Raw genomic sequence first — 26995 nt, forward strand, 5'->3', positions numbered from 1 at the left:
ATTTTCAGGTGAAAAATGATAACAATAGCTTGTGCAGAAGGTGGGTCTACAATACACTCTTTAAAAAAGTCTGTTGAAGAATTAGGAGAGAAATGCAACATTTTTTTACTTTCCGATACTAATTTACTAGTAGATGATAATTTCAACATTGAAACAGATTTAATACATTCAAGATGCGGTATAGGGGATTATTTTGATAGACTAACCCTTTTTTCATGGCAGGTACTTAAAAATTTGGAATCAGAAGGATATACATTTATAAATCCGCTAGATACGATATATAACTCGTCAGACAAGTTTAAAACAATAAAAATGCTAAATAAAAAGGGTATAACTACTCCAAAAACCGCACTTATACGAGATTTTGAAGATTCTAAAAAGTTTTTAGAAGTAAAAAACATGAATTTCCCAGTTATATTAAAAAATTCGTTTTCAAAATGCGGTGTCAAGGTTGAAAAGGCGAACTGTTTTCACGATCTTGAAAAAATGACTAAAAATGCAATATGGGAAAATAAAATTATTCAGGAATATATAGATTTTAATGAAATAGGAATTTATAAAGATATGAGGGTACTTGTTGTAGATGGCGAGGTTATTGGAGGATACAGGAGGGTTAGCAATAATTTTATTACTAATCTTCATGTTGGCGGTAAAATTGAACCATTAGATATTTCTGAAGAAATTTCGGAACTTGCACTAAAATGTGCAGAATGTATGAATGGATATATAATGGGTATAGATATACTACCTAAAAACGGGCAGTATTACGTAATTGAAGTAAACACCGCACCTGGAACAAAGGGTTTTCGGGAACTTGGAATTGATGTTGATAAAAAAATTGCAGAATGCCTTATAAAATACCGAAAAAACTGAAAAAATAGGCGGTAACCATGTTTGAAGCCCTTTTATTTTCTTTTTCTTTTGTGTTACTTTCCCTCTTAATAATATTTAAAGAAAAGCTTGGATTTTCCAAAGAAATATTTATTGCAGAAATTTTGGCACTTTTACAGCTTGTAATTTTAGGATACATTATTGGAATTATTTTTAGTTTGAACTTAACTTATACCTTTTTATTAATAACGGTAATGATAATAATCGCTTCATTCATGGTTGAAGGAAACGTTACAAAATCAAAGGATAAAAAAATAATTTTATCCTCTTTTTTTGCAATTTTTATCTCAACAGCCGTTTCTACAATGATTTTGGTATTTTCCGGGACCATAATTTTTGAATCACAGTATTTAATACCTTTACTTGGAATGGTTATTGGGAATTCAACAAATGCGGTTTCAATTGCGTTAGAACGATTTTTAAACGATTTAAAGGCTGAAAAAGATGTTTTATGGGGTTATCTTGCACTTGGGGCAACTGAAAGACAGTCAGTATCCCCCTATATTAAAAAGTCAGTAAAAGCTTCAATAACGCCCCATTTAAATTCAACAAGGGCTGTAGGTTTGATATTTATACCTGGAGCAATGGTTGGATTATTAATTGCAGGAATAGACCCTATTGAAGCTGCAAAAATTCAGGTAACCATAATGTGGATGATAATGTTTTCAAGTATATTTTCAAGTACTCTTTCATGCTGCCTTCTTTACCGGAACTTTATACATAAAACATCTAACTAATGAAGCAGTATTAAACCTACTCATTTTTAAATTAAATCTTAAAACAGGGGATATTTATGGAAGTGCTTTTAATTGATGTAAACCATGGGGCTTTAGATCTTTCAAGGGAATATTTAGAATTTTCAAAAGTCAGTGTTTGGGATATTTATGGAAAACTCGAAAAAGACCAAAAATTTAAGGAAAAAAATATTGAAGTTATTTCCAAAATAAAAATAATTCCAAAAAATACTATTCCAGTTTTTTCAGAATATTCTTCAGTAATTGCACCGGTTCACACTCCAATCGACTTTAAATTTAAAACATTCCATGAAGCGGTTTCAGAAATTATAACTAAAAAATATCCAGAATTTTATGAAAAAATGATAACAGTTACTGGAGTTAAAGGAAAAACTACAACTACTGAACTTTTAACTCATATCTTATCTTCAAAATACCGTGTATATCTACACAATAGTAATAAAGGTTCTATTACTCCCGTAACTGTTTTAAACAAATTAAAAGACTTGGAAAAAAATAAAAATATTGAAAATTACGATTTTTTAATTTTTGAAATATCTTTAGGGGTAGTTTCTTCAAAATATTCTGTTCTAACAAATATTATTGAGAATTACGATATTGCAGGAGGTAGGAAAACTGCATCGGTTAAAATAGACTCCCTTAAAAATTCTGAGATAGTATTAATTAATCGAGAAACTTTTGATAATTATAACTGCTTAAAACAGGTAAATTTAAAAAATTTAAAAATTATTGAAAATGATATAAAAATTATTTCTAAATATCCTCTAAGGTATACGTATAATGAACAAACCTATGAATTTAGTGATTTCGTGCTTGGTTTTCATTTTATTGAAAATGCAAACTTTGCAGTTGAAATCTGTCGGGAATTTATGGAGTTCAACGATATTAAAAGCGCAGTAAAAACATTTCAAATTTCTAACAGGATGGAAGTATTAAAAACTGGAAATTTCGTAACGGTTAAAAATATGAACCCAGGACTTGATTTAAAGGCGATTAAATATGCGATAGACGACTTTTTAAAAGTTTTTGAAACAGGAATTCTGGTCATTGGAGGGGACTTTGGATGCACGTGTGAGGAAATAGATTTAATCAAATTACGTGAATTAATAATGTCTTATGACGCTAAAAAACTTAACGTTCTGCTTTCAGGTGACATTGGATATGAGTTAAAAAAGTATTTGGACTCAACTATCATTGATATTAATAAAAAAGTGTTTAATGACAATTCATTAATAATTTATAGGTCAAAAATAGATTAAATATATCTACATACATTTTAACTTTCTGTGTATATACTTTTATAATCGTATCGAAAAGTGCCCCTAACAGGTTCTATTTTTTTAGTCACTAATCCACAAAATATCAGTTTTTGAAGTTCCAAATGGAATTCTGGATCATTTGCACTTTTTTTAACAAGGTTTGAAAGTTTAGTAACTCCTTGGACTGTCCCGTGTTCATTTAATACATCAAGTATTGGATTTTTTATCGGCGTATTTTCTATAAATTTAAATAAAAACTTATTTCCATCCTTTAAAAGTTCGGGCATTTTATTAAATGTTTCAGATTCTAAATAAATCATCATGCTCCAAGATTTTTTATATGCATTTTTTAAACTTTCCGCTAAGGGAGAAATTTCATCTAAACGGTATTTTTTATCATCCATTAGGACAGTAATTCTATGTTCCACCATTTTAGGCGGTTTTGGAATGTCTAAAAAAATTCTAGTTTCGTAAAATTCTGAAATTTCAGTTTCAAGGCGATGTTTGCTACTTTCAGATAAATTTATCAATGTCCATCTTTCTTTTGGTGATAAATCACTGTATCTGAGGGTAGTGATATTTTTAAATAACTTTCTTTTATCTATTCTTTTTATAATTTCTTTAGGGGTTCCTTCAGAGTTTCTAAGTGTACTTATAAGGTCAATATCATCCATTTCTGATAAATCCTCTAATTTGAATATTTTATCATGAATGGCATCTAATGTAGCATTTTTTATCATTGTTTCAGAAATTCTGGATGCAGGGTGCATGTAAACGGTTGGATACATCTGGTATCTTGCAGTAAGGAGTGATTCTACAGTATTTCTTCCTTTTTCAGATATTCCAAGTTTATTTGAATCTTCAATTATTACAATACTCCTTATAAGTCTTGGAATGTCGATTGTTCCGTATGCAACGCCCGTATGATGGCTATCTCTCACAAGATAGTCCATCCTATCAGCATCAACGTCACCGTGAATTAAAGAACCCTCAATACCTTTTGAAGAATAAACCTCTAAAATTTCCTTAGGGGAATAATTTGTAAAATCCATTTTTTTTATTTTTTCACGTGTAAATTCTTCATGAGAGTACCCTTCAACTTCTAAGGTATGTGAAAAAGGAGAATGCCCAATATCATGGAGCAATGCAACAATTTTTGTTAATTCAGTATCTATATTTTCTAAATTTTTCGCAATTTCGCCTGCAACGTGCATTGTTCCAATAGAATGTTCAAATCGTGAATGATTAGCACTTGGGTAAACTAAGCAAGTAAGTCCCGTTTGTTTGATATTTCTAAGCCTTTGGACTTCTGGAGTATCCACTATTGAAATCTCTTCTTCGTTAAGTTTAATGTCTTTATGGATTGGATCTCGTATTATTTTTAATTTTGGCATACTGGATAATATCTTTGATCCAATATATAAATTTATATGGATATATTGATAATATACCCATAAATACTGAAACAGCAGTAATTAAAGTGCTAAATAATACTTTAGAAACTGGCAAAAATATGAAATAAATTATAAACTAAAAATAATAAACTAGATATATAATAACTCTAATCTTTTTGGTAGATAACATGGATATTTTAAAAAATGCCCTTTTTGAAGAGATATCTTCTCCAAATATTTCTATTTCATCAGCAATTTCAAAATATATTTTAAAACTAAGGGATTACGAAAAAAACGAATGGAATTTAAATGACCCTTATGAATATGCTAAATTTTGTATACACACGATGTTTATAATTAGGATGATTGAAAAGGAGATAAATGTTTCAAATTTAACCAAAAAAGAGAAAGAAACTCTTGAAATTGTTAAAAAATATAAATTTAGGGAATTGGTGGAGCCTTACGAAAAAAACTATGTCCGATTTTCAGTCTGGAAAAATCGGGAAGGAACTCTACTTTATAAACTAAGCGACTATCGACAAAAACTTCCTGAGGAAAATTCTTGGGAGCAAGTGTATTCTTATTTTGTTATACACCCGAAAAAATTTCCAGAAATTAAAAGTATAGTTTTAAAAACGGTAAAAGAAAAAAATTTAATTTTATAATAATTTTATTTTAAACTTTATTTAAATATTAATTTTATTCTTTATTTTCGTCTTTTTCACTTTCAATGCTTCTTCCGTATTCTCTTGCAAGGTCTTTATATGCGTCCATGTCATCATCCTTTACAGATGGTGCAATTCTATTTAATGCACCTTTAAAGTGCTTTAAAAATACTTCTTTTGAATTAATGTCTTCCCTAAGTGCAATCATTGCAGCTTCCCTACATACTGCTTCAATATCCGCACCGGTATATCCTTTAGTTTCGGTTGCAAGCGCTTTTAAATCAACATCTTTTGAAAGAGGCATTGATTTTGCATGTACTTTGAATATTTCATACCTTGCATTTTCATCAGGCACTTGAACTAAAACTATCCTATCAAGTCTTCCAGGTCTTAATAAAGCTTGGTCTAAAATATCGGGCCTATTTGTTGCAGCAATTATCACGACATCTTTTGGTTCTTCAAGGCCATCAAGTTCGGTTAAAAGCTGATTTACGACCTTTTCAGTAACTCCACTACTTCCAAAGTCCATTCCTCTTTTTGGGGCAACAGAATCGATTTCATCAAAGAATACTACTGTTGGAGCAGCCTGCCGTGCCTTTCTAAATATTTCACGAATTGCCTTTTCACTTTCTCCAACCCACTTACTGAAAATTTCAGGGCCTTTGACACTTATAAAGTTTGCTTCGCTTTCATTTGCAACTGCTTTTGCAAGTAGTGTTTTTCCAGTTCCAGGTGGCCCAAATAATAAAACGCCTTTTGGAGGCCTTATGCCCATTCGTTCAAATATTTCTCTATTTTTAATTGGCCATTCAACAGCTTCTTTTAAATCTTGCTTTATTTCTTCAAGGCCACCTATATCATTCCACCTTACGTTTGGAACTTCTACAAGTACTTCTCTTAATGCAGATGGTTCAACTTCTTTCAATCCGCCAAAAAAGTCGTCTCTTGTAACTTTAATTTTGTCAAGAACCTCTCTTGGAATTTCTTCCTTTTCAAGGTCTATATCTGGTAAAATTCTTCGCAATGTTTTCATCGCAGCTTCTTTTGAAAGTGCTGCTAAGTCAGCCCCTGCAAAACCATGTGTTTTATCTGCAAGTTCCTTTATCATCATTTGGTTAAGTTTTAACTTTACCTTATCTTCCAAATCGTTTTCTTTAAGTATTTTTTCAATCAGTTCTTCTTTGGCAGAATTTTCAACTTTTTTAACTACTTCTTCAATTTTATTTCTATCTAATTCACCAATGAGTTCATTTAATACTGAAATAACATTATTTTTTTCATAATCTGGTTGAAGAGGCATATTTCTTGTATGAATTTGAAGAATTTCTTTTCTTGCAGTTCTATCAGGAATACCTATTGTAAGCTCACGGTCAAGCCTTCCAGGTCTTCTAAGCGCCATATCTATTGAATCAGGTCTATTAGTTGCAGCAAGGATTACAACCTGGCCCCTACTTTCAAGACCATCTAATAATGTTAAAAGCTGTGCAACCATTCTTCTTTCAACTTCACCGCTTGCTTCATCTCTTTTTGGTGCAACTGCATCGATTTCATCGATAAATATTATTGAAGGCGAGTTTTCTTCTGCTTCTTCAAATATCTTTCTTAAGTTTTCTTCAGTTTCTCCAACGTACTTACTCATGATTTCTGGGCCGTTAATAGTGTAGAAATTAGCACCAGCTTCATTTGCAACTGCTTTTGCAAGTAGTGTTTTTCCAGTTCCAGGGGGCCCTGCAAGTAAAACTCCTTTTGGAGGTTCGATTCCAAGTTTATCAAATAATTCAGGGTACCGCATTGGAAGTTCAACCATTTCCCTGATTTTTTTAACTTCTTCTTTTAATCCACCGATATCTTCATATGTTACATTTGGAACTTTAGTTTCTTTTAATTCAGTAACAGGTTCGGTTTTAAGTTCAATTTGGGTGTATTCGTTAATTTTTACCGGCCCTTTTGGCGTAGTGCCCGTTACAATGAAAGGGAACGCTGTTCCAAGTACCCCTATTACTACTTTTGAACCTTTATCTACAACTTGTTCAACTAGCCTACTTCCAACGTAACTTTCAAAGCCAGTACTAAATCTTACGGCCTGCATTGGAGCTAAAGTTATTTTTTTAGCTTCTTTTACTTCTACTACAGTAATTTTTACCTTATCGCCGATTCCTGCTTTGGTATTCTGTCTTAAAATACCATCCATCCTTATTATACCCTTTCCTTGGTCTTCAATGTATCCTCTCCAGACTGTTGCATAGGTTTTTTCTTTTCCAGAAATTTCTATTGCATCACCGGGCTTTAAAGATAACTTTTCCATTGTTAATGGGTCAATTCTTACGATTCCTTTTCCTACATCGCCTTGATAAGCTTCAGCAACCATTAAATCTACCATAGGCACACCTCGCAGATAATTTCGATAACTGTTGATATTTTTCTTAATTAAACATAATAATCATTTGAAGTTCTATATAAATATTTCGTTTTTACGTTAAAATACAATGACACTAAGATTCCCTATTTGAGTCTTGCATATGGTAACGGTAGTATCTTGTAAATCCACAATTCCTACATCGAACATATATTCCATTTTCTGTAATTAATATGTCTTGAGGCCCAAATATTTCGCAACTGTGGCACGTTACATCTTTTTGAAGTATCCAGTTGTCATACTTTCTTTTTGTAGTTAATTCTTCTTTTATGGTACGTTCATCTTCAATATCTGCTTTTTTAATTATATAATATCTTGTAGCATTACAGTTAGCACATTTGACGAAAGATTGACTTGGATAGATTTCGATGATTTGGTCTATTATTTTCCCACAGTTATAACATTTTGTTACATGGCTTAATCTCCAGTTTTCCATGAAATCCCCCCTTTTGTTATAAATTTAAATTATATGGGTGAGAATATTTATAAATTTCTAAAAAACGTTAAAAGATGTTATGTTAGTAAATATTTTGAAAAAAAGCAAGAAAAAAGCGAAATTACTTTTTAAAGTAATTTACAGCATTTTTAAATATTTGCATATTGCATTCAATAAATTTTGAAAGCATTTCACCATTTCTTTTTGCAATTTCACGTTTAAGGTGGAATTCAGGTTCATTAGTTGAATATAATGCTCTTTCAGGGTGTGGCATTAATCCAAATATTCGCCCAGTTTCATCACAAATTCCCGCAATATCATAAAGTGCACCATTTGGATTTAAAGGGTACTCTAAATTTGCAAAATCTCCTGATTCGTTACAGTAAGTAAATACAATTTGGTTATTTTCCTTTAACTTTTCAAATGTTTCAATATCACAATAAAATCTACCTTCACCGTGAGCTATTGGGACATGGAGAACATCGATACCCTTTGTAAATATACATATGGAGTTATTTTCTTTAATATGAACCCATCTACATTCATATCTATTATTTAAATTTGATTGAAGTGCAGAAATCCTATCTCCATAATTTTTGTCAGGTATTTTAAACAAACCTAGATTAGTCATAACCTGAAAACCGTTACAAATACCAAGAATGAGTTTTCCAGAGTCAATAAATTCTTTCAGGTCTTCAAACAAGTTATTTTTAATTTTGTTCGCAAATGCATTTCCTGAACCGGTATCATCCCCGTATGAAAATCCGCCTGGAAACATTATTATTTCATAATCTTTCATTTTCTTTTTTCCGGCTATTAAATCGTTAATATGCACAATATCTGTTTTTGCACCTGCCAATTGAAATGCATGTGCAGTTTCTGCTTCGCAGTTTATGCCGTATCCAGACATTATAAGTACTTTTGGAACCACTTTTATCACCAGAATATTATTAAAAGTCCTTAAATCTCTTTTTATATACTTCTTCCATTCTTTCAAGGCTCGTATTTATTATTATTTCGTTTTTATGTTTAACTACGAAGTCTTTTTCAGTAACCTTGCCTATTTTTTGAATTTCAAATTCTTCCATTAATTTTTCAAATTCTTTTTCGTTTTCAGGTGCGACAGTCACGATAAATCTTGACTGAGTTTCTGAATAGAGTATTTTTTCTAAGGATAAAGACTCATTTGGAATAACTGCAGAATCAATAACCGCACCAAGTTTTCCAGCAATTGCCATTTTTGAAAGAGTAATTAATATGCCTCCTAACGTAACTGACGCACATGAACTTAAAATCTTATTATTACTTAACTCGTAAATCCTTTCATAGAGTTTTCTTGCATATTTAGCATCTACTTTTGGAGATTTTGAACCGAGTTTTGAAAATGCATGGTAAAACTCGCTTCCCCCGCATTCGTCGTAAGTTTTACCGATTATATAAATTGAATCACCAACTAATTTAAACTCCATTGTATTGGTGTTTTCCACATCATCTATTACTGAAAGTGCAGAAATCATGAGTGTTGGAAGTGCAGAAATTTTTATTGGATTGTTATTTTCGTCAAATCCTTTAAAGTCATTGAACATACTATCTTTTCCAGATATAAACGGTGTTAAATATATTTTTGCGTAATCATAGCATGCCCTAGCAGTTTCTTTTAACTGGAAAAGTCTTTCAGGTTCATCAGAACTGCACCAGCAGAAGTTGTCCATTATTGCAAGGTGGTTTATATTTCCGCCAACAGCAACACAGTTTCTAATTGCAGTATCGATTGCACAAGCTGCCATATCATAGCAGTTTATTTCGCTTAACCTTGGATAGAGCGATTGACTCATAACAAGTCCTTTTTTGCTTGTTAAAACTGGTTTTATAACTGAAGCAGTTCCATTTACCCGGCCAATTCCTTGAAGCGGTTTTACTACGGAATTGTTTTGGACTTCATGATCGTACTGTTTTGAAATATATTCAAAACTGCAGTTATTGTGGTTTCCAAGTATTTTTTCAAAAATTTCCAAGTGGTTTATAATATTAATTTCTGGTTCTTCTTTATTGTACAAATAAGGTATTGTATGAAGTTTTTTCTTTGGAAGGCCTTCGTGTAAAAACTCCATATCTAAATCCATTATGGTTTTATTATTATATTTTACAACAGCCCTATCTGTCTCATTAAATTTACCAATTACGACAGATTCAACGCCTCTTATTTTCATAAGTTCCATGAATTCGTTTAATTTTTCATCGGGAACGGAAAGGGTTATTCTTTCTTGAGATTCGCTTATCCATATTTCCCAAGGTTCTAATCCCGGATACTTTAAAGGAACTTTTTCAAGTTCTACAACAAATCCTCCGCATTCTTTTGCCATTTCAGCAACAGAACATGAAATTCCGCCTGCACCGTTATCGGTAATACTATTATAAAGTCCTAAATCCCTAGCTTCTTTTATTATTGCATCAGATGCTTTTTTCTGGGTTATTGGGTCACCAATCTGAACTGCTGTTGCAGGGCTTCCTTCATCCATAGCCTCCGAAGAAAACGTTGCACCATGAATTCCGTCTTTTCCAACCCTTCCACCAATTACAACGATATTATCTCCTTTCTGGGCCTGTTTTTCATGACTTAACGCCCCATTTGGAAGTTTTCTTGGGATTAATCCAATCGTTCCAACAAAAACAAGTGGTTTTCCTTTGTAGGAATCATCGAAATAAACAAAACCAGTTGGTGTTGGAATTCCTGAATGATTTCCACCAACATTTACTCCGTGTACAACTCCTTCAAGAATTTTTTTAGGAAGTAATGCAGGATTGCTTTTATTTTTCCCCCTATAGACTATATTCCTATCTTCCGGCCTTCCAACACAAAAACCGTACTTATTTGCAATTGGAAGGGCGCCAAGTCCAAAACCCATCGTATCACGATTTACCCCAACAATTCCAGTAATTGCCCCACCAAATGGGTCGAGTGCAGAAGGGCTGTTATGGGTCTCAGCTTTGTCAGTTACCATCCAATTTTCATCAAATATGATTCCACCGGAATTATCTGAAAATACAGATATACAAAAATCCCTTTCACCGAGCTCTTTTCTAATTTCATTTGTGGCATTTCGGATATATTTTTTAAATATCCCTTCTTTTACATCCTCGTCAATTTCTGATGCAAAAATAGTATGCTTACAGTGTTCTGACCACGTTTGAGCAATAGCTTCAATTTCAATATCATTTGGATTTCTTCCTTCTTTTTTAAAGTAGTCTTTAATTGCAGTAAGGTATTCAATGTCAAGTGCTAATGGCCCTCGTCTTTCTAAGGTATCGGGATCTAAAATTCCTTTTTTACCTATTTCAATTAATTCTTCATCGCTAACGTTTAGATTTACTTCAATTACTTTTGGTTTGGCTGTTAAATGTACTTTTGGAACAATAAATTCCATTCCATTATTTTTAACATATTCATCGTAGGTTTTTATATGATATCTTTCGATTAAAACGTTTATTAGTTCTTTAGCCAGCTTTTCAACGTCTTCATAGGTTAATTTTTTTAAATTTCCAGTAATATACACCGTTTTTGAAGAAAAGACTTTACTAAGCCCTATATCGATTTTTAAAAGGTCGTTAATTATTTCAGTAGTTGTATTTGCAACATTATCTGTAACGCCTGGTAAAAACCCTAATTCAAGTGCAAAATCAAACTTTTTATTAAATGGCGTATTTACTCTTGAAAATTCTATAACTGGATTATAAAGGGAATTTGCAATCATTTGAATTTCTTCACTTGAAAAATCGTAATCTAGCGTATAAATTCTACTTACATCAATAGATACGTTGTATCCAAGTCCTAAAAGCTTTTTTTCAATATTCACTGCTTCAGAACTTTTTTCTTTCGTATCGATTGCGATTCTAAATGTTTTCTGTCCTTTTTTAGTACTTTCAATCTGCATGAATAAATCCCTCTTATTAGTCAAAGGTAGTAGTAACTTAACGTATAAATTTTTATGTCAAATACCAATAATAGTAAAAATTAGATGAATTCAAGGTTTAAATAAATAACATAATACAAATAAATTAAAGTTTAAACCATATTTTAAATGTAAAAACTTGAAAAAAGTATTTATTTTTTTGCGGCGCCTGCATCCTCAAAACCCTGTCTTAAGCCTTTTCCAGCATTTTTCTGTAAAAATTCCGGTTTAAATAGTATATAATATACATTTTCGGCATGCTCTTCTGCCCGCTTTTTTGCAAGCCAGTCCAGTTCTTTTCCATCTTTTGCTTCGTCTTCATGGACAAATACTTCTATAATGTGCTTATTTGTAAGCAGTTGGGCTACCATGAGTCCTTGCGATGCCTCATGCGCACAAACTTTATCTTTATCTTTTCCACCGGGCATTCCAAGTGCCATTGTAATTTCGCAGCCTCTTTCGTCCATTAATTTTTTACAAGCTACGGGTAAATCCTTCATTCCTGGAACCGTATATCTTATTATTTCTATTTTTGAAGTAAGTTCATTTAACTTTTTTATCGCAGCAGAGGCCATATCTACCCTTGCAAACGTAGTATCTACAATACCAACTTTGATAGCCATATTTATCCCTAGTTTAACATTATTAAAATAAATTAATAATTTAAACTATAAAAACATGCCTTTGGAATTTTTTAGAACCTAACTTGATTAAATGAGCAATTATTTAAAAACAGTGATATTAAACATGGCTTTTAAAGCCATTAAAAATAACTATAATATACTTATATTTAAATTAATTATTTTTTTATGCTTTTTCTACCTTTTTTTAGCTTTTTAGTGATATTTTCGCGTTTTTTAAGTCTAAAAACTGTAGAACGATATAACTCGGTATAAGAACCCATTTTGTTAACTAATTCTTTTATCCTATTCATATTTTTTTCCGATTTTATTGAATTTCTAATTTTTAAATTTATCAAGGTATTTTTCGTAGTTAATGGTAACAGTAATTGCACATTCTCCCTCGCATTAGTTTACGTTATTATTTCTATTTTTCGTAGTATTTATCCATATGTATGGATTATTGACTATAACTACATTAAAATCAGTAAATAATAAAAAAACAGCCATATATTGTTTAAACTATAAAAACAGCTATTTAAATGATTAAAAAATTAATAAATAATGATTAAAAAATATTCTATTGTTTTAAGAATTCATTTATATAGTAATCAATCAATTCCTTGCCATTTATTGTTACAAAGTTATTTTCTTCTGAATATTTTTTTACAAGGTCTTTTGAAAGAGCTTTTCCATTGTCGCCCATCATTTCACAAATTGTAGTTATGGGGGTCAATCCGGCCATTTCTGCAAGTGCAACCGTCATTTCAGTATGCCCCTGTCGTTTTGTTACAAGACCTTTTGTGGCACGTAAAAGTGCAACGTGTCCGGGACACCTGAATTCTTTTCCAAAGTCAGAAAATCTTTCACTACTGCACAAGTCCGTTAATTTTTTAATAGTAAATGCCCGATCATTATCCGTAATTCCTGTAAAAGTCATTCTATGGTTTGCATATAATGCAAATGTTGACTTTTCATCATATGGAATGTCATTTGGATATAATTCTTTTAAAACAGGGTATTTTTCGGCTGCAATATCTAATATGTCAACCATAAACGGAATTCCAAGTTTATCACAGAAGTCCGGATGGATGCAGGTGCATATTAATCCCCCTGCATTCTTCCTCATTTCCCGAATAGTTTCTGGAGTTATAAATTCAGAAGCTATGACCATGTCAGTCTCCCCTTCTCTATCATCGCTATCATAAAGAAGAACAATTTTACCTTTTTTAAGTGCATCTATTGCATTTTTAATGTTTGAAATATTTTCACCCGTATTGGTTGAGTTCTCGCATTTTTTTAATCCATAATTTAGTATTCGTTATTAACATAATGTAGTATCAAAGCTTTTAACAATCTGTTTTAAAGGGTATATATCTTTTAGGATATGTACTTTTGAATAAATACTTTAAAATTAAGTAGTACTAAAAATAATATCTATTTTAGGGCTTGAATAATTTTTACAATGTCTAAATTTTTTAAAGATAAGAATTTTCTTAAATTAACTGGCGCAATAATTTCTAACGTTTTTTTTGAGTGGTCAGTTTTTTTTGGAGAAACTATTGCACAATCCACAAATTTCCCTGATTTATTAAATAGTGTTACTAGAAGTACTTTCCCACCAAAATACTCTTTCCCATCGATTTCAAAGCCATCAAACTCCAATGGATCATATTTATCTATATCAAAATAAGTTTTTAATTTTATATTTAAAGTTCCTTCATAAGGTGTGAATCCAGTTAACTCTTTAAATTTATTTTTATACGGAATTAAACCAACAAAATATTTCCCTTCTCCAAAACCACTTACTACACGTCCAAAAATTTTCAAAATACCACCTTTACTATATATACATTAAAATCATTAAAATTTAAAACAAATCTAAATTGTATTAAATATGTTACGTTCTATATTGAAATACATTATAGTGGTGAGTATATGATTGGAATTATCGGCGGAACAGGAATCTCTTCTATATTAAATAAGGGAGAAGAAAAGATAATTAGCACAAAATACGGAAATTCAAAAGTTTTAATTGATAACGAAAACGATACCGTTCTTTTATTCCGGCACGGGGCTGAACATAACACCCCGCCACATAAGATAAACTATCTTGCAAATATATATGCTTTAAAAACACTTGGTGTTGACCGTATTCTTGCATTAAGTTGTGTAGGCTCTTTAAGGGACGATGTAATCCCTGGAGACTTCTTTATTCCTTATGACTTTTTAGAATTTACTAAATTAAGAAAAAGTACTTTTTATGACGGTGATGATGGAAAAGTTGCCCACGTTGATGCATCTGAACCCTACTGTTTAGAACTTCAAAAAATCACTAAAGAGATACTTAAAAAAAGAAATTACAAATTTGACGAAGGAGTTTACGTCTGTACCGAAGGCCCAAGGTTTGAAACAAAAACTGAAATTCAAATGTATAAGCCACTAGGACACGTTGTAGGAATGACTGCGTACCCTGAAGTAGTTTTAGCACGAGAAATGGAAATATGTTATACTTCAATCTGCAACGTTTCAAATTATGCGACTGGAATTTCAAAAAACATATTAACAGTTGATGAAGTCCTTGAAACGTTAAAAGAAATGGAAGAAAAGATTTTAAATGTTTTAAACGACTTCATTACGTATGATTTCAAAGAAAGAACATGTTTTTGCAAATCTGCACTTAAAAATGCCATAATGTAAAAAAGGGATACTATGATAACTTTTAAGATTTCAGAAGATAATCTTAACAAATTTGAAAAAGAAATTGAAATCGTTAAAAAAGTAGTACTTGAAGGTGGCGTAATTTTATGTGGTACGGATACACTATACGGGCTTTCAACAAATGCTTTAGATGAAAATGCAATCGAAAAAATCTACAAAATAAAAAAAAGAGACCCTAATAAGCCTATATCAATAAGTTTGGGCGAAAAATATCAGGTTGAAAAATACGTTTATGTGGACGATACTGCAAGAAAACTAATTGATAAATTTATGCCCGGCCCAATTACGATTATACTAAAGAAAAAAGATATACTTCCAGATATTTTGGGAAAAAATGATGTTGGCGTTAGAATTCCCGATAATGACGTTATAAGGAAAATTTCGGTAGTTCCATTAACAACAACAAGTGCAAATATTAGCGGGGAAGTATCTCCAATAGCTCTTGAGGAAGTAGACCCCAAGGTAAAAGAAAAAGTAGATTTAATAATAGACAGCGGTACCTGTAAACATAGGATGCAGTCTACAATTATAAAAGTGATTGATGGAAAAATAGAATTAATAAGAGAAGGAAAAATTCCTTTTGAAGATATTTTAAAAGCTTTAGAATGATATTTTTTATTATTTTAAATAACAAATAAACCTTAAATATCTTTAAACCTATCGTTTTCCAAGTTCTTCAACCATTAAAAGAGCACAGTAGTCTCCACATACACTACATGCTTTTTCGTCTTTTGAAGGAATTTCTTCCCTCATTTTTTTTGGTTTATCGCTATCAAGTGCAATTTCAAACTGCCTTTCCCAGTCATGTTTTATTCTTGCATCTGCCATCTGTCTTTCCTTGTTCCATGCAACAGGATTTCCCTTTGCAACATCAGCAGCTTGGGCTGCAATTTTTGATGCAATTAATCCTTCTTTTACTTCTTCTTCTTTCATGAGTCTGACGTGTTCAGCAGGAGTTACATAACATAAAAAATTTGCACCACTTACCGCTGCAAGGGTTCCACCGATTGCAGCTGTAATATGGTCGTATCCTGGCGCTAAATCAGTTACAATCGGGCCTAAAACGTAGAATGGTGCGTTTTTACAGATTGTTTTTTGAATTTGCATGTTCGCTTGAATATTATTGTAAGGGACGTGTCCAGGACCTTCAACCATAACTTGAACCCCTTTTTCTCTACATCTATCTACTAACTCCCCTAGAGTTATTAATTCCTGTATTTGGGCTCTATCCGTATTGTCCTGCAAACATCCGGGCCTCATTCCATCGCCAAGACTTAAAGTTACGTCATGTTCTTTTAAAATTTCAAGTAGGTAGTCAAAATCTCTATAAAGGGGATTTTCCTTGTTGTGGTACATTATATACGCAGTTAAAAATGCACCTCCTCTACTTACCACCCCCATTTTTCTAGGGTCTTTATTCAATGTGTCAACGCTCTGTTTTGTAATGCCGCAGTGCAGTGTCATAAAATCAACACCTTCTTGGGCTTGCCTTTCAATAACGTTAAAAATCAGGTCTTCATCCATATCTATGACTCGACCGTACTTTTCTTTTGAATCAACACCAACTTCATAGATTGGAACAGTCCCAATTGGAAGATTCGTGTTTTTCATAATTTGACTTCTAATTTCTGGAAGATTTCCACCGGTACTTAAGTCCATAATTGCGTCAGCACCGTATTTATTTGAAATTTCAACTTTTTTAAGTTCACAAGAAATATCAATAAAATCAGGTGAGGTACCTAAATTTACATTAACTTTTGTTCGTAAGTTATCCCCAATTCCAACGGGCTTCGTTTTTCGGTTTATATTTTTTGGAATTACCACGTAACCTTTTTCAATAAGTTTTCTAAGGTAATTAACGTCAATTTTTTCCTCGTCGGCTACAAACTTCATCTCTTCAGTAACTATTCCTGATTTTGCATCAGTTAACTGGGTCATAATATCACTTTTATAGTTTATTAATAATATTGGAGTAACTATATAGTATGTATTGATTATTTAAATAAATATTTGACGTGGTATTATGTGGGATTTAGAGACTAATAAAGTTTTAAATGCGATAACATCAAAAAATGCGACAAAAGTATTGTTTCAAGCACCCGAAGGACTTAAAAGGGCCGTTGAAAAAGAGATAGAATATTTAAAAACAAAAACAAGTGTTGAACTTATGATTTGGGGTGAAACTTGTTTTGGAGCTTGTGATTTATGCGACGAAGAAGTTAAAATTTTAGGAATAGATTTAATTATTCATTATGGACACGAAGAACTCGCCTATGTTCATTCAGAAATTCCTGTATTATTTATTCACGCTTATTTTATGGAAAATGAATATTTTTTACAAGATGTTAAAAATATTCTTGAAGATATGGAAAATACAACCGTTACAACAACAATTCAATTTAAAAAAGCCCTTAAAATGTTTAACCCGGTTGTAATTTTAGGATGTAGGGCGCCGGTTGAAAATGCGGAAAAAGTTTTATTTGTTGGAACTGGAAGATTTCACCCGCTAATGATGGCGTATAAACTTAAAAAAACTGTTAAAATATATAACCCAATTACAAGAGAAATTTCTGAAATAAATGATCAAGAAATAAAAAAATTGATAAAATTAAGAGTTGGGAGAGTTTCAAAATTACTTCTAAACCCGCCTAAAAAAATAGGCGTAGTTTTATCAACAAAAAAAGGACAATGTAGATTAAAATCATTTGAAAAAGTAATTGAACTTTTAAGGAAAAATAACATTGAATACATTCCAATAGTATTAAATAACATTTCTCAAAGCTATTTAATTTATAATGTAGATGCATATATTATCTGTGCATGTCCAAGAATTGTGATGGATGACTATACTAATTATGAAAGTACGCTAATTACCCCTGAAGAACTTAAAATGTATATTTCAAAAGATTTTGAGTACAAATTCGATGAAATTTTAGAAAACAATTTCTACTAAATTTTTTAATTTTAATCTTAATTTTAATTATAAACGAAAAGTATATATATTAGATTTCTATAGGTATAGATGCGAAGTAATATGTTTCATTGGAGGGATTGCCAAGCCTGGTCAAAGGCGTCGGACTTAAGATCCGATCCGGTAGCGGTTCGGGGGTTCAAATCCCCTTCCCTCCACTTTTTCGAATAACGTGCTATTTTCTGGTTTCTTTCAAGACCGTAGATTTTTAAAGCGATTTAGCTCTTTTGCAGTATTTTACATCTAAAGGATCCTTAACAGTTCCTCAAAATAAATCGGATTTTTACCAATTGCAACGATTTTTAATGATTTTTAACGTTTTTCACTATTCTGATCTATCGATTCTTAAAAATTTTGAAGTCATATTTTAGAAAAATATATATACTTTAAGTAAGATTACAATTTTTAAATAAACTTAAAAAATTTTATATTAAAAATAAATTTAACATAAATTAAAGATTTAAGACATTTTAAAACGCAATAATCTTTATTTTTCGTTTAAAGTGGTGAAAAATTATGAAATCAGATACTCTAAAAAATGAAACAATTTTACTAATTGATTTACCACATGGACAAAAAGGAATAATCCTTGAACAATATGGAAATCAATTTTTAGCATCTTTAGGGCTTAGAAAAGGAAAAATAATACAGTTAGTTGCAAAGCAAATTTATGGTGGGCCATTAGTCTGTTCAATAGATGACCGGAAAATTGCAATAGGAAAAGACATAGCAAAATTAATCCAAGTAAAACCATTTATCGCCTAATTAGGGGTGAATTATGAAAAAATTCTTTGCAAATCTTGAAAAAATTAGCTGTAATATTTACCCTGTTTTTTACAGCTACTGTAAATATTATGAAAAAACAGTTAAACGGGAAATTGAGCTAGCAAATATTACTTCAAAAGACAAAGTTCTTGTAATAGGCTCAGGTTCTATACCATTTACTGCAATACACGTAAGTAAACTTACCGGGGCAAACGTTACTGCTGTTGATATTGATAAAGAGGCAGTTGAAAAGTCAAAATCTTGCATAAAGAAGTATAATTTTAATAATATAACTGTATTAAACGAAAATGGATTAAATGTGGATTGCAATAACTATGATGTTATAATCATTGCACTTCAGGTTTTTGAAAAAGAAGAGATTTTATCAAAAATAATTGATAACGGAATTTCAAAAAGAGTTATAGTGCGTCAACCGGCGGAAAATTATGCAAAAATATATGGTGAACTTCCAAAAAATTATAAGCCTAAGTCATACGTTATTCAGAATATGAAAACATTTAAAAAATCATGTATGTATGGAGTTTAAATTTTGAAATATTAAAATCCGATGCTTTAGAAAATAAAAAAGTTTTAACTAAAATTTAACTAAATTTTAGTTAAATTAAATTTTTACATAATTTACATAAAATCTCTTTTAAAGAACATGGAATAATTTAAATGGTGTAATTTTTGGAAAAAACCAATTTAGTAACTTTGGGAATTATAGGATTTAAAAAAATTTCATTTTTAATCCTTGGAATGGCAGTAATTACAGCTATTGCTTTGAAATTAGGTTTAGAAGATGTTTATCACATAATAGTTGGAATTTCACTTTATGGGATTTTTTTCATGGTGATATTACAGGTGATTTCATTATTTCTTAGTGCATATTCGCTCTATATACTTCTAATTGAAAAAAGTACGAATTGTTCAATGTATGAAGTTTTTAAAATACAGCTTATAGGTTCGTTTGTAGAAAGTATAACTCCTTCAGTTAAACTTGGTGGAGAACCTGTTAAAATATATTTACTCAAGCAAAGTACCGGACTTTCATACTCTGAACTTACTGCAATGCTACTGGTTACTAAATTTTATTCATTACTATCTTTTTTAGCGATTTTAGCAGCTGCTTTACTAATCGGAATCATGTATTTAGAACTGCCGTCCATAATATATTTTTCATTTGCAGGACTAATTGGCTTTTTAATCCTATTTTACACATTTTTTAACATCAACAAGTTTTTTCCAAAAAATAAAAACGACGTAAAAAAAGAAAAAAGAAATTTCATGTCTAATTTAAGACTGGTAAAAAAAGTTAATTCCTTCCTGGATACTATGGCAAACTTTTTACTTAAAACATCAAAATGTTCCGAAGAAATGTTAAAAGATTATAAAAAGGCATTGAAATTATTAGTTATATCTTCAATAGTGTGGATGTTATACCCATTAAAGGTAGTGCTTGTAGCATATTTGCTTGGGTTTTCAATAAATCCCATAATTTCAGTAATCGGGACTTTTGGAGCTTATGCAGTCAGTATGCTACCATTATTTCCAGGAGGACTTGTATCTTTTGAAGGTACACTAACATTTATTCTGTCATTAGATTCATTAATGCCTTATGAAGCATTTTCAGTTTCAGTAGTAACGAGAATTATTACGTTTTGGATTCCCTTAATTTTTTCAGGCATCGTAAGTTTAAATTTATTATATGGGAATTCTAAAAAATAGAAAAAGGTGGTTTTAATGGTAAAAGCTGATATGGATAGCGTATTACTAATGGGCCCTCCAAATATTGGTAAAAGTGTTATTTTTAATGCCCTAACCGGAATAAATGTAAGTATGGCTAATTACGTTGGTACAACTGTTGAATACACAAAAGGAGTTATGACGCTAAATAACAGGGAATTAATTCTTATCGACGTTCCAGGGACTTATACTCTAGATGCCACAAACGATGCCGAAAAAGTGGCGGTTGATATGCTTAAAGGAAATCTTGTTGAGAAGAATGGTAAATCATGTCATAGGGCGTCTCAAAATAACTCTGAAACCTTAAAAAGTCCTTCTGCAGTAATAAGTGTTATTGATTCTTGTAATCTTGAAAGCAGTCTTTACTTACTTTTTCAGGTTTTAGAATACGGTATTCCAACAATTGCAGTATTAAACAGGATGGATATTTTAGAAGAAAGGGGGGATATTATAAATATCCCACTACTTGAAAAAGAATTGGGAATAAAAGTAATACCTACGGTTGCAATCGAAAAAAAGGGAATTAAAGAACTTAAGGAAGAATTGGGAAATTTATTAAATGAAGTTATTAAAAAGAATTTAAAAGCCACTATCAAACCTGAAAAATCTAAAAACGAATCTAAAAACGATGAAATATGGGAAAAAGCAGAGTTACTGTCTAAAAAAGTAATGAATAAGATTGAAAACCGTAAAAAAAGTAAACGTGAAGTATTTGGGGAATTATTGACAAAGCCATGGCCTGGCCTACCAATTAGTATTTTAATTTTAGGGATTTCATTTGGAATTATTATTGGATTTGGAATGGGCCTTAGAAAGTATATATTACTTCCGATAGTTAGGGGGTTGATAATTCCAGAAATAGAGCGTTTAATCAATCTTATACTTTCAGATGGGATGATAAAAAATATTTTTATTGGGGACTACGGATTTTTAGTTAAAGGTTTAGAGTGGCCATTTACTTTAGTATTCCCGTACGTGATTTCTTTTTATCTTGCTCTTAGCTTACTTGAAGATAGCGGATATTTACCAAGGCTTGGAGTTTTACTTGATGGATTATTAAATAAAATGGGATTACCTGGCGCAAGTATAATTCCACTATTACTTGGATATGGATGTGGGATTCCTGCAATTATGTCTACAAGATCATTAAATACAAATAAAGAACGAATACTTGCATCTACATTGATATGTTTGAGTATTCCTTGTATTGCACAATCTGGTGCATTTATATCCCTTCTTGCAGAACGCTCAATTATCGCACTTTTTTTAGTGTATGCTTTTTCACTAGTACTTTTGATAAGTTCAGGATTACTTTTAAATAAACTACTGCCTGGAAAACGGCATCCTACAATAATGGAGATACCTGAACTTTTAATTCCCAAAAAAGAAGTTATACTTAAAAAAGTCTGGCTTCGAGCAAATCAGTTTTTAAAAGAAGGGGCACTACCAATGATGGGCATGATTGGATTAGCGGCATTACTTTATGAATCAGGAATAATGGATATAATTGGAAGGTTAATGAGTCCCTTGGTAGTTGGAATATTAAAACTACCTGCTGAAGCATCTGTCCCATTAATATTGGGAATTTTTAGACGGGAATTTTCAATTATTCCACTTATTGAAATGGAATTAACGACGATTCAGCTATTTACTGGTGCAATTGTTGGTTTACTTTATGTCCCATGTATCGCAATAATTGCACTACTTGCAAGGGAATTTAATTTAAAGGTTTCAATAATGGTTACATTACTTACAACTATTTCCGCATTTGTAATTGGTGGATTTATCGCTAATTTTGGCTCTCTTTTAATTAGATAATACTATAACGTAAAATACAAAATTAATATTTTTTAATTTTTAATTTTTTTTATGTTATCGCCTTAAACTTTAAAATATAAAATTTTTAAAATAGGAAACTTTATATAGTTTAAATGCAATTATAATATTTAAGCATACTTAAAAAGATTAAGAATGCTTAAAGACCACATGCAATATACTATAAAGACACACTTAGCAAGTAAGGTAACAATTAAAAAAAGGTAATATACATGGGATTAATAAAAATCGCATTTGACAGAAAACGAGAAAATTATTTAAAAAACTATTGAATTAAAATAACTACCAAAAACAGCTTTGATAAATAGATATCATAAAACCTTTAAAATACGTCTCTTTCAAAATAAGCCTATTGCCTCTATATACCATACTAAATTTCTTAAATCATTTAGGATATGCATTAATTACATTAAAAATGGTAACTCGATCCAAAGAATGTATTACATAACCACCAGACAACCTCTTTTAAAATTAAGGTTTTTTCCCCCAGATAACCTTAAATATACTTACCCTATAACTTGGGCTATTTTTAAGTATTAAATAAATTTTTAAAGCATTTAATAGCTATTGTTATTTTATAGAATTTATTTTAAAGCTTTTTATGATTATTATATAGCTATTATGTAGTAGTATATTTTTAATGGCAACTACAAAAATGTGAAAAATAACAATTTTTATATATTTTTTTAGAATATTATTATCTAGAATATGTTTTCAATTAATGTCGTTTGTTTTAGTAAAATTTAACAAAATTGGAAAAATTTAAAAATTTTATTAAATTTAGAATTTTTTTTAAATGGCCCTTTTTTAAATTTTGAGGTGAAAATATGCAAAACGACCATTTTCAATTAAAAATGGAACAATTACTTAAAACCGACACTAAATTTTACTCTATTTTGGTTAAAAGCAATGATTTAAACGATCTAAGGCATGAAGTTTATAAATATTTAAATTCCATTGAAAAAACACTCTATTTTGAAAATACGGAATTTCCAAAACTTGAAATAATTAATATGAAAGAATGCATTAAAGTTTTTAAAAATATTATTTCTCCAAAAAATGAAAAATTAGCAGAATTTTCTGCGATAAATGCACTTTGGAACATTTATAAGGGGGAAACCACTGGAATTTCACTTGGATTTTTAAATGAAATGATATATTTACTTCGGGGAATTAATGGAAAGTCCGGAATATATTCTAAAGATTTTCCAGAATTTCTAAAATTAAATGGGCGAAAAGCTGCAATAAATAGGTCTTTCGAACTGGATAAGCTGTCAAATCGTGCTGAACATTTTATAGGGCGTTATCCTTCTGGAATATCTAAAAAAGTTTCAAAAACAAGGGAGGACAATAAAAAAAGAATTTTGGATTATTTTAATGTTGGAATTAATGAATGGAATGATTGGAAATGGCATATTAAAAATATTGTTACAGATTCAAAAACTCTTGAAAATTTGGTTAGGGTATCTGAATTAGAGAAATATTCCATTGAAAAAGCACGTGAAAATAATATTCCATTTGGAATAACTCCTTATTACGTTTCATTAATGGATAATTCTTTAGATCGGAGAAACGACCATGCTGTACGGGCCCAAGTAATTCCTCCGGTAAGATATGTGGAAAAAACAATTGAAGCACGAAGCAGTGGCAAAAATCTTGATTTTATGGGTGAAAGTGATACTTCACCAGTTGACCTTGTAACTAGGCGATACCCGATGATTGCAATAATGAAACCATACGAAACTTGTGCCCAGATATGTGTTTATTGCCAGAGAAATTGGCAAATTAAAGATGTATTTTCAGATAATGTATTGGCTTCAAAAGAATCAGTAAATAATGCTATAAACTGGTTTAATGAAAATGAATGTATAAAGGAACTACTTTTAACTGGAGGGGATCCTGCAATACTTTCTAATGAATATTTAGATTATTTATTATCTGAATTTTCAAAAATAAAGCATTTAGAACGGATAAGGATCGGAACAAGAACTCCCGTAGCTCTTCCTCAAAGAATAACTAATGAATTTTCGGAAATTCTTGGAAAATATAATAAACCAGGAGTTCGAGAAATAGCAATATCTACCCATGTAGAGCATGTTTATGAGGTCACAGCAGATTTAAGGGATGCGATATCTAGGCTTAAAAATAGCGGAATAACAGTATATAATCAACAGGTATTTACAATAGAAAATAGTCGTAGATTTGAAACTTCAGCACTTAGGAAAGTTTTAAAATTAATTGGAATTGAGCCTTACTATTTATTTAATACAAAAGGAAAAGAAGAAACTACAAATTATCGTGTCCCAATAGCAAGGGCATTACAGGAGAGAAAAGAAGAAGCAAGGCTTTTACCTGGGTACTGTAGGACAGATAGTACTGTATTTAATGTTCCAAAACTTGGTAAAAACAATCTTAATTTCTATCAGGATCACGATGTTATAATGATAATGAATGATGGAAGCAGAGTTTATGAGTTTCACCCATGGGAAAAAAATATTTCACTTACAAAAACGTACATCTATAAGGATGTTCCAATTTATAATTATCTTTGCGAATTAAAAAGCCGTGGGGAAAAAGTTGAAGATTACAGTTCAATATGGTATTATTTTTAACATTAAATGAAGTTATTTTGATGTGATAACTTCTATTTTTTTTAATTAATATGTTTAACTTTATACGTTATTAGGATAAAAGTTTAAAATAAAACTCTAAAAAATTATTGTTACATACCTAAAAACAATACATATTACAACACGTTTTCATATTATGCAAATCAAAGTGATCGCCTGAACTAAATCACTCAGGTGTGATGTAAGCCCACAATCTAGGTGAAACCTAGATAGCGACCAAATAAAATGTCATTTCCTTTAATGTAAAAATGACGTACTCCACGAGAGTGTGAGCGTAAAATTCTTTTACGCCACAAAATTCCGGTTGATCCCGCCGGAGGCTACTGCTATTGGGGTTCGACTAAGCCATGCGAGTCTATGGTTTCGGCCATGGCGGACGGCTCATTAACACGTGGTTAACTTAACCTCAGGTGGAGCATAACCTTGGGAAACTGAGGATAATTCTCCATAAGAAAAGCAGTCTGGAACGATTCTTTTCTGAAAGCATATGCGCCCGAGGATAGGACTGCGCTCGATTAGGTAGTTGGTGGGGTAATGGCCCACCAAGCCTACGATCGATACGGGCCTTGAGAGAGGGAGCCCGGAGATGGGGACTGAGACACGGCCCCAGGCCCTACGGGGCGCAGCAGGCGCGAAACCTCCGCAATGCACGAAAGTGCGACGGGGGGACCCCAAGTGCTCATGCACAGCATGGGCTTTTATCAAGTGTAAACAGCTTGAGGAATAAGGGCTGGGCAAGTTCGGTGCCAGCAGCCGCGGTAATACCGACGGCCCGAGTGGTAGCCACTCTTATTGGGCCTAAAGCGTCCGTAGCCGGTCCAGTAAGTCCCTGTTTAAATTCTCTGGCTTAACCAGAGGACTGGCAGGGATACTGCTGGACTTGGGACCGGGAGAGGACAAGGGTACTCCAGGGGTAGCGGTGAAATGTGTTGATCCTTGGAGGACCACCTATGGCGAAGGCACTTGTCTGGAACGGGTCCGACGGTGAGGGACGAAAGCCAGGGGCGCGAACCGGATTAGATACCCGGGTAGTCCTGGCCGTAAACTCTGCGAACTAGGTGTCACCTGGGCCTCGAGCCCAGGTGGTGCCGAAGGGAAGCCGTTAAGTTCGCCGCCTGGGGAGTACGGTCGCAAGACTGAAACTTAAAGGAATTGGCGGGGGAGCACCACAACGGGTGGAGCCTGCGGTTTAATTGGATTCAACGCCGGGCATCTCACCAGGAGCGACAGCATGATGACGGCCAGGTTGACGACCTTGCCTGAAGCGCTGAGAGGTGGTGCATGGCCATCGTCAGCTCGTACCGCGAGGCGTCCTGTTAAGTCAGGTAACGAGCGAGACCCGTGCCCTATGTTGCGACTACTTTCTCCGGAAGGTAAGCACTCATAGGGGACCGCTAGCGCTAAGCTAGAGGAAGGAGCGGGCAACGATAGGTCCGCATGCCCCGAATCTCCTGGGCTACACGCGGGCTACAATGGCTAGGACAATGGGCTGCTACCCTGAAAAGGGACGCGAATCTCCGAAACCTAGTCGTAGTTCGGATCGTGGGCTGTAACTCGCCCACGTGAAGCTGGAATCCGTAGTAATCGCAGTTCATAATACTGCGGTGAATGTGTCCCTGCTCCTTGCACACACCGCCCGTCACACCACCCGAGTTGGGTTCAGGTGAGGCCTTGGCCTTTGGCTAGGGTCGAACCTGGGCTCAGCGAGGGGGGTGAAGTCGTAACAAGGTAGCCGTAGGGGAACCTGCGGCTGGATCACCTCCTAAAAAAAGAACATTTTGGTCGCTACTAGGCACTAAATGATTGTGGGCTTTAGTTCCGGGCCCGTAGCTCAGTTGGGAGAGCGCTGCCCTTGCAAGGCAGAGGCCGTGGGTTCAAATCCCGCCGGGTCCACTTTATGCAGTCTATGATATTTGATATTATAGATCAAGGACCAGATA

21 protein-coding genes, 2 tRNA genes and 1 rRNA gene are annotated in these 26995 nt (G+C 32.4%); 15 read left to right on the forward strand and 9 right to left on the reverse strand.

Annotated elements, in window-relative coordinates:
- Positions 1–15: 15 nt before the first annotated feature.
- The 3 genes from cofF to cfbE are packed head-to-tail and all read left to right on the forward strand — an operon-like array spanning position 16 to position 2905.
- Positions 16–873 (forward strand): coenzyme gamma-F420-2:alpha-L-glutamate ligase, encoded by an 858-nt coding sequence (gene cofF, locus MEVAN_RS06045; RefSeq protein WP_012065988.1) that lies wholly within the window; start codon positions 16–18, stop codon positions 871–873.
- Positions 874–890: 17 nt separating this feature from the next.
- Entirely contained in the window at positions 891–1628 is a 738-nt protein-coding gene (locus MEVAN_RS06050; RefSeq protein WP_048059164.1) for an ABC transporter permease, read from the forward strand.
- A 56-nt stretch (positions 1629–1684) separates the two neighbouring features.
- Positions 1685–2905: a coenzyme F430 synthase gene (gene cfbE / locus MEVAN_RS06055; RefSeq protein WP_012065990.1), complete on the forward strand. Its 1221-nt coding sequence runs from the start codon at positions 1685–1687 to the stop codon at positions 2903–2905.
- A 17-nt stretch (positions 2906–2922) separates the two neighbouring features.
- Here cfbE and MEVAN_RS06060 read toward each other — a convergent pair whose 3' ends face one another.
- On the reverse strand, positions 2923–4299 hold the full coding sequence (locus MEVAN_RS06060; RefSeq protein ID WP_012065991.1) for an HD domain-containing protein: 1377 nt from the start codon (positions 4297–4299) through the stop codon (positions 2923–2925).
- Positions 4300–4487: 188 nt separating this feature from the next.
- Between MEVAN_RS06060 and MEVAN_RS06065 the strand changes: the two genes are divergently transcribed.
- Positions 4488–4964, forward strand: a complete 477-nt coding sequence (locus tag MEVAN_RS06065; RefSeq protein WP_048059165.1) for a DUF3012 domain-containing protein — start codon at positions 4488–4490, stop codon at positions 4962–4964.
- Positions 4965–4998: 34 nt separating this feature from the next.
- Here MEVAN_RS06065 and MEVAN_RS06070 read toward each other — a convergent pair whose 3' ends face one another.
- The 7 genes from MEVAN_RS06070 to ribK all read right to left on the reverse strand — a co-directional run bounded on the left by MEVAN_RS06070 (position 4999) and on the right by ribK (position 14216).
- Positions 4999–7344, reverse strand: a complete 2346-nt coding sequence (locus MEVAN_RS06070; protein ID WP_012065993.1) for a CDC48 family AAA ATPase — start codon at positions 7342–7344, stop codon at positions 4999–5001.
- Positions 7345–7456: 112 nt separating this feature from the next.
- Positions 7457–7816, reverse strand: coding sequence for a hypothetical protein (locus tag MEVAN_RS06075; RefSeq protein ID WP_012065994.1), 360 nt, complete (start codon positions 7814–7816; stop codon positions 7457–7459).
- Between the two features lie 121 nt (positions 7817–7937).
- A complete protein-coding gene (gene purQ, locus MEVAN_RS06080; protein ID WP_012065995.1) occupies positions 7938–8747 on the reverse strand; it encodes a phosphoribosylformylglycinamidine synthase I in 810 nt (269 codons plus the stop codon).
- Between the two features lie 19 nt (positions 8748–8766).
- Positions 8767–11748 (reverse strand): phosphoribosylformylglycinamidine synthase subunit PurL, encoded by a 2982-nt coding sequence (locus tag MEVAN_RS06085; RefSeq protein ID WP_012065996.1) that lies wholly within the window; start codon positions 11746–11748, stop codon positions 8767–8769.
- A 170-nt stretch (positions 11749–11918) separates the two neighbouring features.
- On the reverse strand, positions 11919–12389 hold the full coding sequence (ribC, locus tag MEVAN_RS06090) for a riboflavin synthase (protein WP_012065997.1): 471 nt from the start codon (positions 12387–12389) through the stop codon (positions 11919–11921).
- A gap of 577 nt (positions 12390–12966) precedes the next feature.
- Complete coding sequence (ribB, locus tag MEVAN_RS06100; protein ID WP_012065998.1) at positions 12967–13650, reverse strand: 3,4-dihydroxy-2-butanone-4-phosphate synthase; 684 nt, start codon at positions 13648–13650, stop codon at positions 12967–12969.
- A gap of 173 nt (positions 13651–13823) precedes the next feature.
- Entirely contained in the window at positions 13824–14216 is a 393-nt protein-coding gene (gene ribK, locus MEVAN_RS06105; RefSeq protein ID WP_012065999.1) for a CTP-dependent riboflavin kinase, read from the reverse strand.
- A gap of 108 nt (positions 14217–14324) precedes the next feature.
- Between ribK and MEVAN_RS06110 the strand changes: the two genes are divergently transcribed.
- Together MEVAN_RS06110 and MEVAN_RS06115 are read left to right on the forward strand one after the other, a co-directional pair.
- Complete coding sequence (locus tag MEVAN_RS06110) at positions 14325–15086, forward strand: MTAP family purine nucleoside phosphorylase (RefSeq protein WP_012066000.1); 762 nt, start codon at positions 14325–14327, stop codon at positions 15084–15086.
- Between the two features lie 12 nt (positions 15087–15098).
- The gene (locus MEVAN_RS06115) at positions 15099–15716 is read left to right on the forward strand and encodes an L-threonylcarbamoyladenylate synthase (RefSeq protein WP_012066001.1); all 618 of its coding nucleotides are present in this window, start codon (positions 15099–15101) and stop codon (positions 15714–15716) included.
- Positions 15717–15764: 48 nt separating this feature from the next.
- Here MEVAN_RS06115 and thiC read toward each other — a convergent pair whose 3' ends face one another.
- Positions 15765–17045 carry a phosphomethylpyrimidine synthase gene (thiC, locus tag MEVAN_RS06120; protein ID WP_012066002.1) on the reverse strand — a complete coding sequence of 427 codons (1281 nt, stop codon included), beginning with the start codon at positions 17043–17045 and terminating at the stop codon, positions 15765–15767.
- A gap of 85 nt (positions 17046–17130) precedes the next feature.
- Here thiC and dph2 point away from each other — a divergent pair, with 85 nt between their 5' ends.
- From dph2 to MEVAN_RS06165, 9 genes are all read left to right on the forward strand, one after another.
- Positions 17131–18060 carry a diphthamide biosynthesis enzyme Dph2 gene (gene dph2, locus MEVAN_RS06125; RefSeq protein WP_012066003.1) on the forward strand — a complete coding sequence of 310 codons (930 nt, stop codon included), beginning with the start codon at positions 17131–17133 and terminating at the stop codon, positions 18058–18060.
- 91 nt (positions 18061–18151) lie between these two features.
- A tRNA-Leu gene (locus MEVAN_RS06130) sits at positions 18152–18236 on the forward strand.
- Positions 18237–18594: 358 nt separating this feature from the next.
- Entirely contained in the window at positions 18595–18843 is a 249-nt protein-coding gene (locus MEVAN_RS06135; protein ID WP_012066004.1) for a FeoA family protein, read from the forward strand.
- A 13-nt stretch (positions 18844–18856) separates the two neighbouring features.
- A complete protein-coding gene (locus tag MEVAN_RS08805; protein WP_012066005.1) occupies positions 18857–19390 on the forward strand; it encodes a nicotianamine synthase family protein in 534 nt (177 codons plus the stop codon).
- A 143-nt stretch (positions 19391–19533) separates the two neighbouring features.
- Positions 19534–20571 (forward strand): lysylphosphatidylglycerol synthase transmembrane domain-containing protein, encoded by a 1038-nt coding sequence (locus tag MEVAN_RS06145; protein WP_012066006.1) that lies wholly within the window; start codon positions 19534–19536, stop codon positions 20569–20571.
- Positions 20572–20586: 15 nt separating this feature from the next.
- Positions 20587–22407, forward strand: coding sequence for a ferrous iron transporter B (locus MEVAN_RS06150; RefSeq protein WP_012066007.1), 1821 nt, complete (start codon positions 20587–20589; stop codon positions 22405–22407).
- Between the two features lie 845 nt (positions 22408–23252).
- On the forward strand, positions 23253–25037 hold the full coding sequence (locus tag MEVAN_RS06155; protein WP_012066008.1) for a KamA family radical SAM protein: 1785 nt from the start codon (positions 23253–23255) through the stop codon (positions 25035–25037).
- A gap of 315 nt (positions 25038–25352) precedes the next feature.
- Positions 25353–26819 (forward strand): 16S ribosomal RNA (locus MEVAN_RS06160).
- Between the two features lie 56 nt (positions 26820–26875).
- Positions 26876–26948: transfer RNA gene (locus MEVAN_RS06165), tRNA-Ala, on the forward strand.
- Positions 26949–26995 lie beyond the last annotated feature (47 nt).

It is taken from the genome of Methanococcus vannielii SB, from assembly GCF_000017165.1.
Lineage (GTDB): Archaea > AGJL01 > Methanococci > Methanococcales > Methanococcaceae > Methanococcus > Methanococcus vannielii.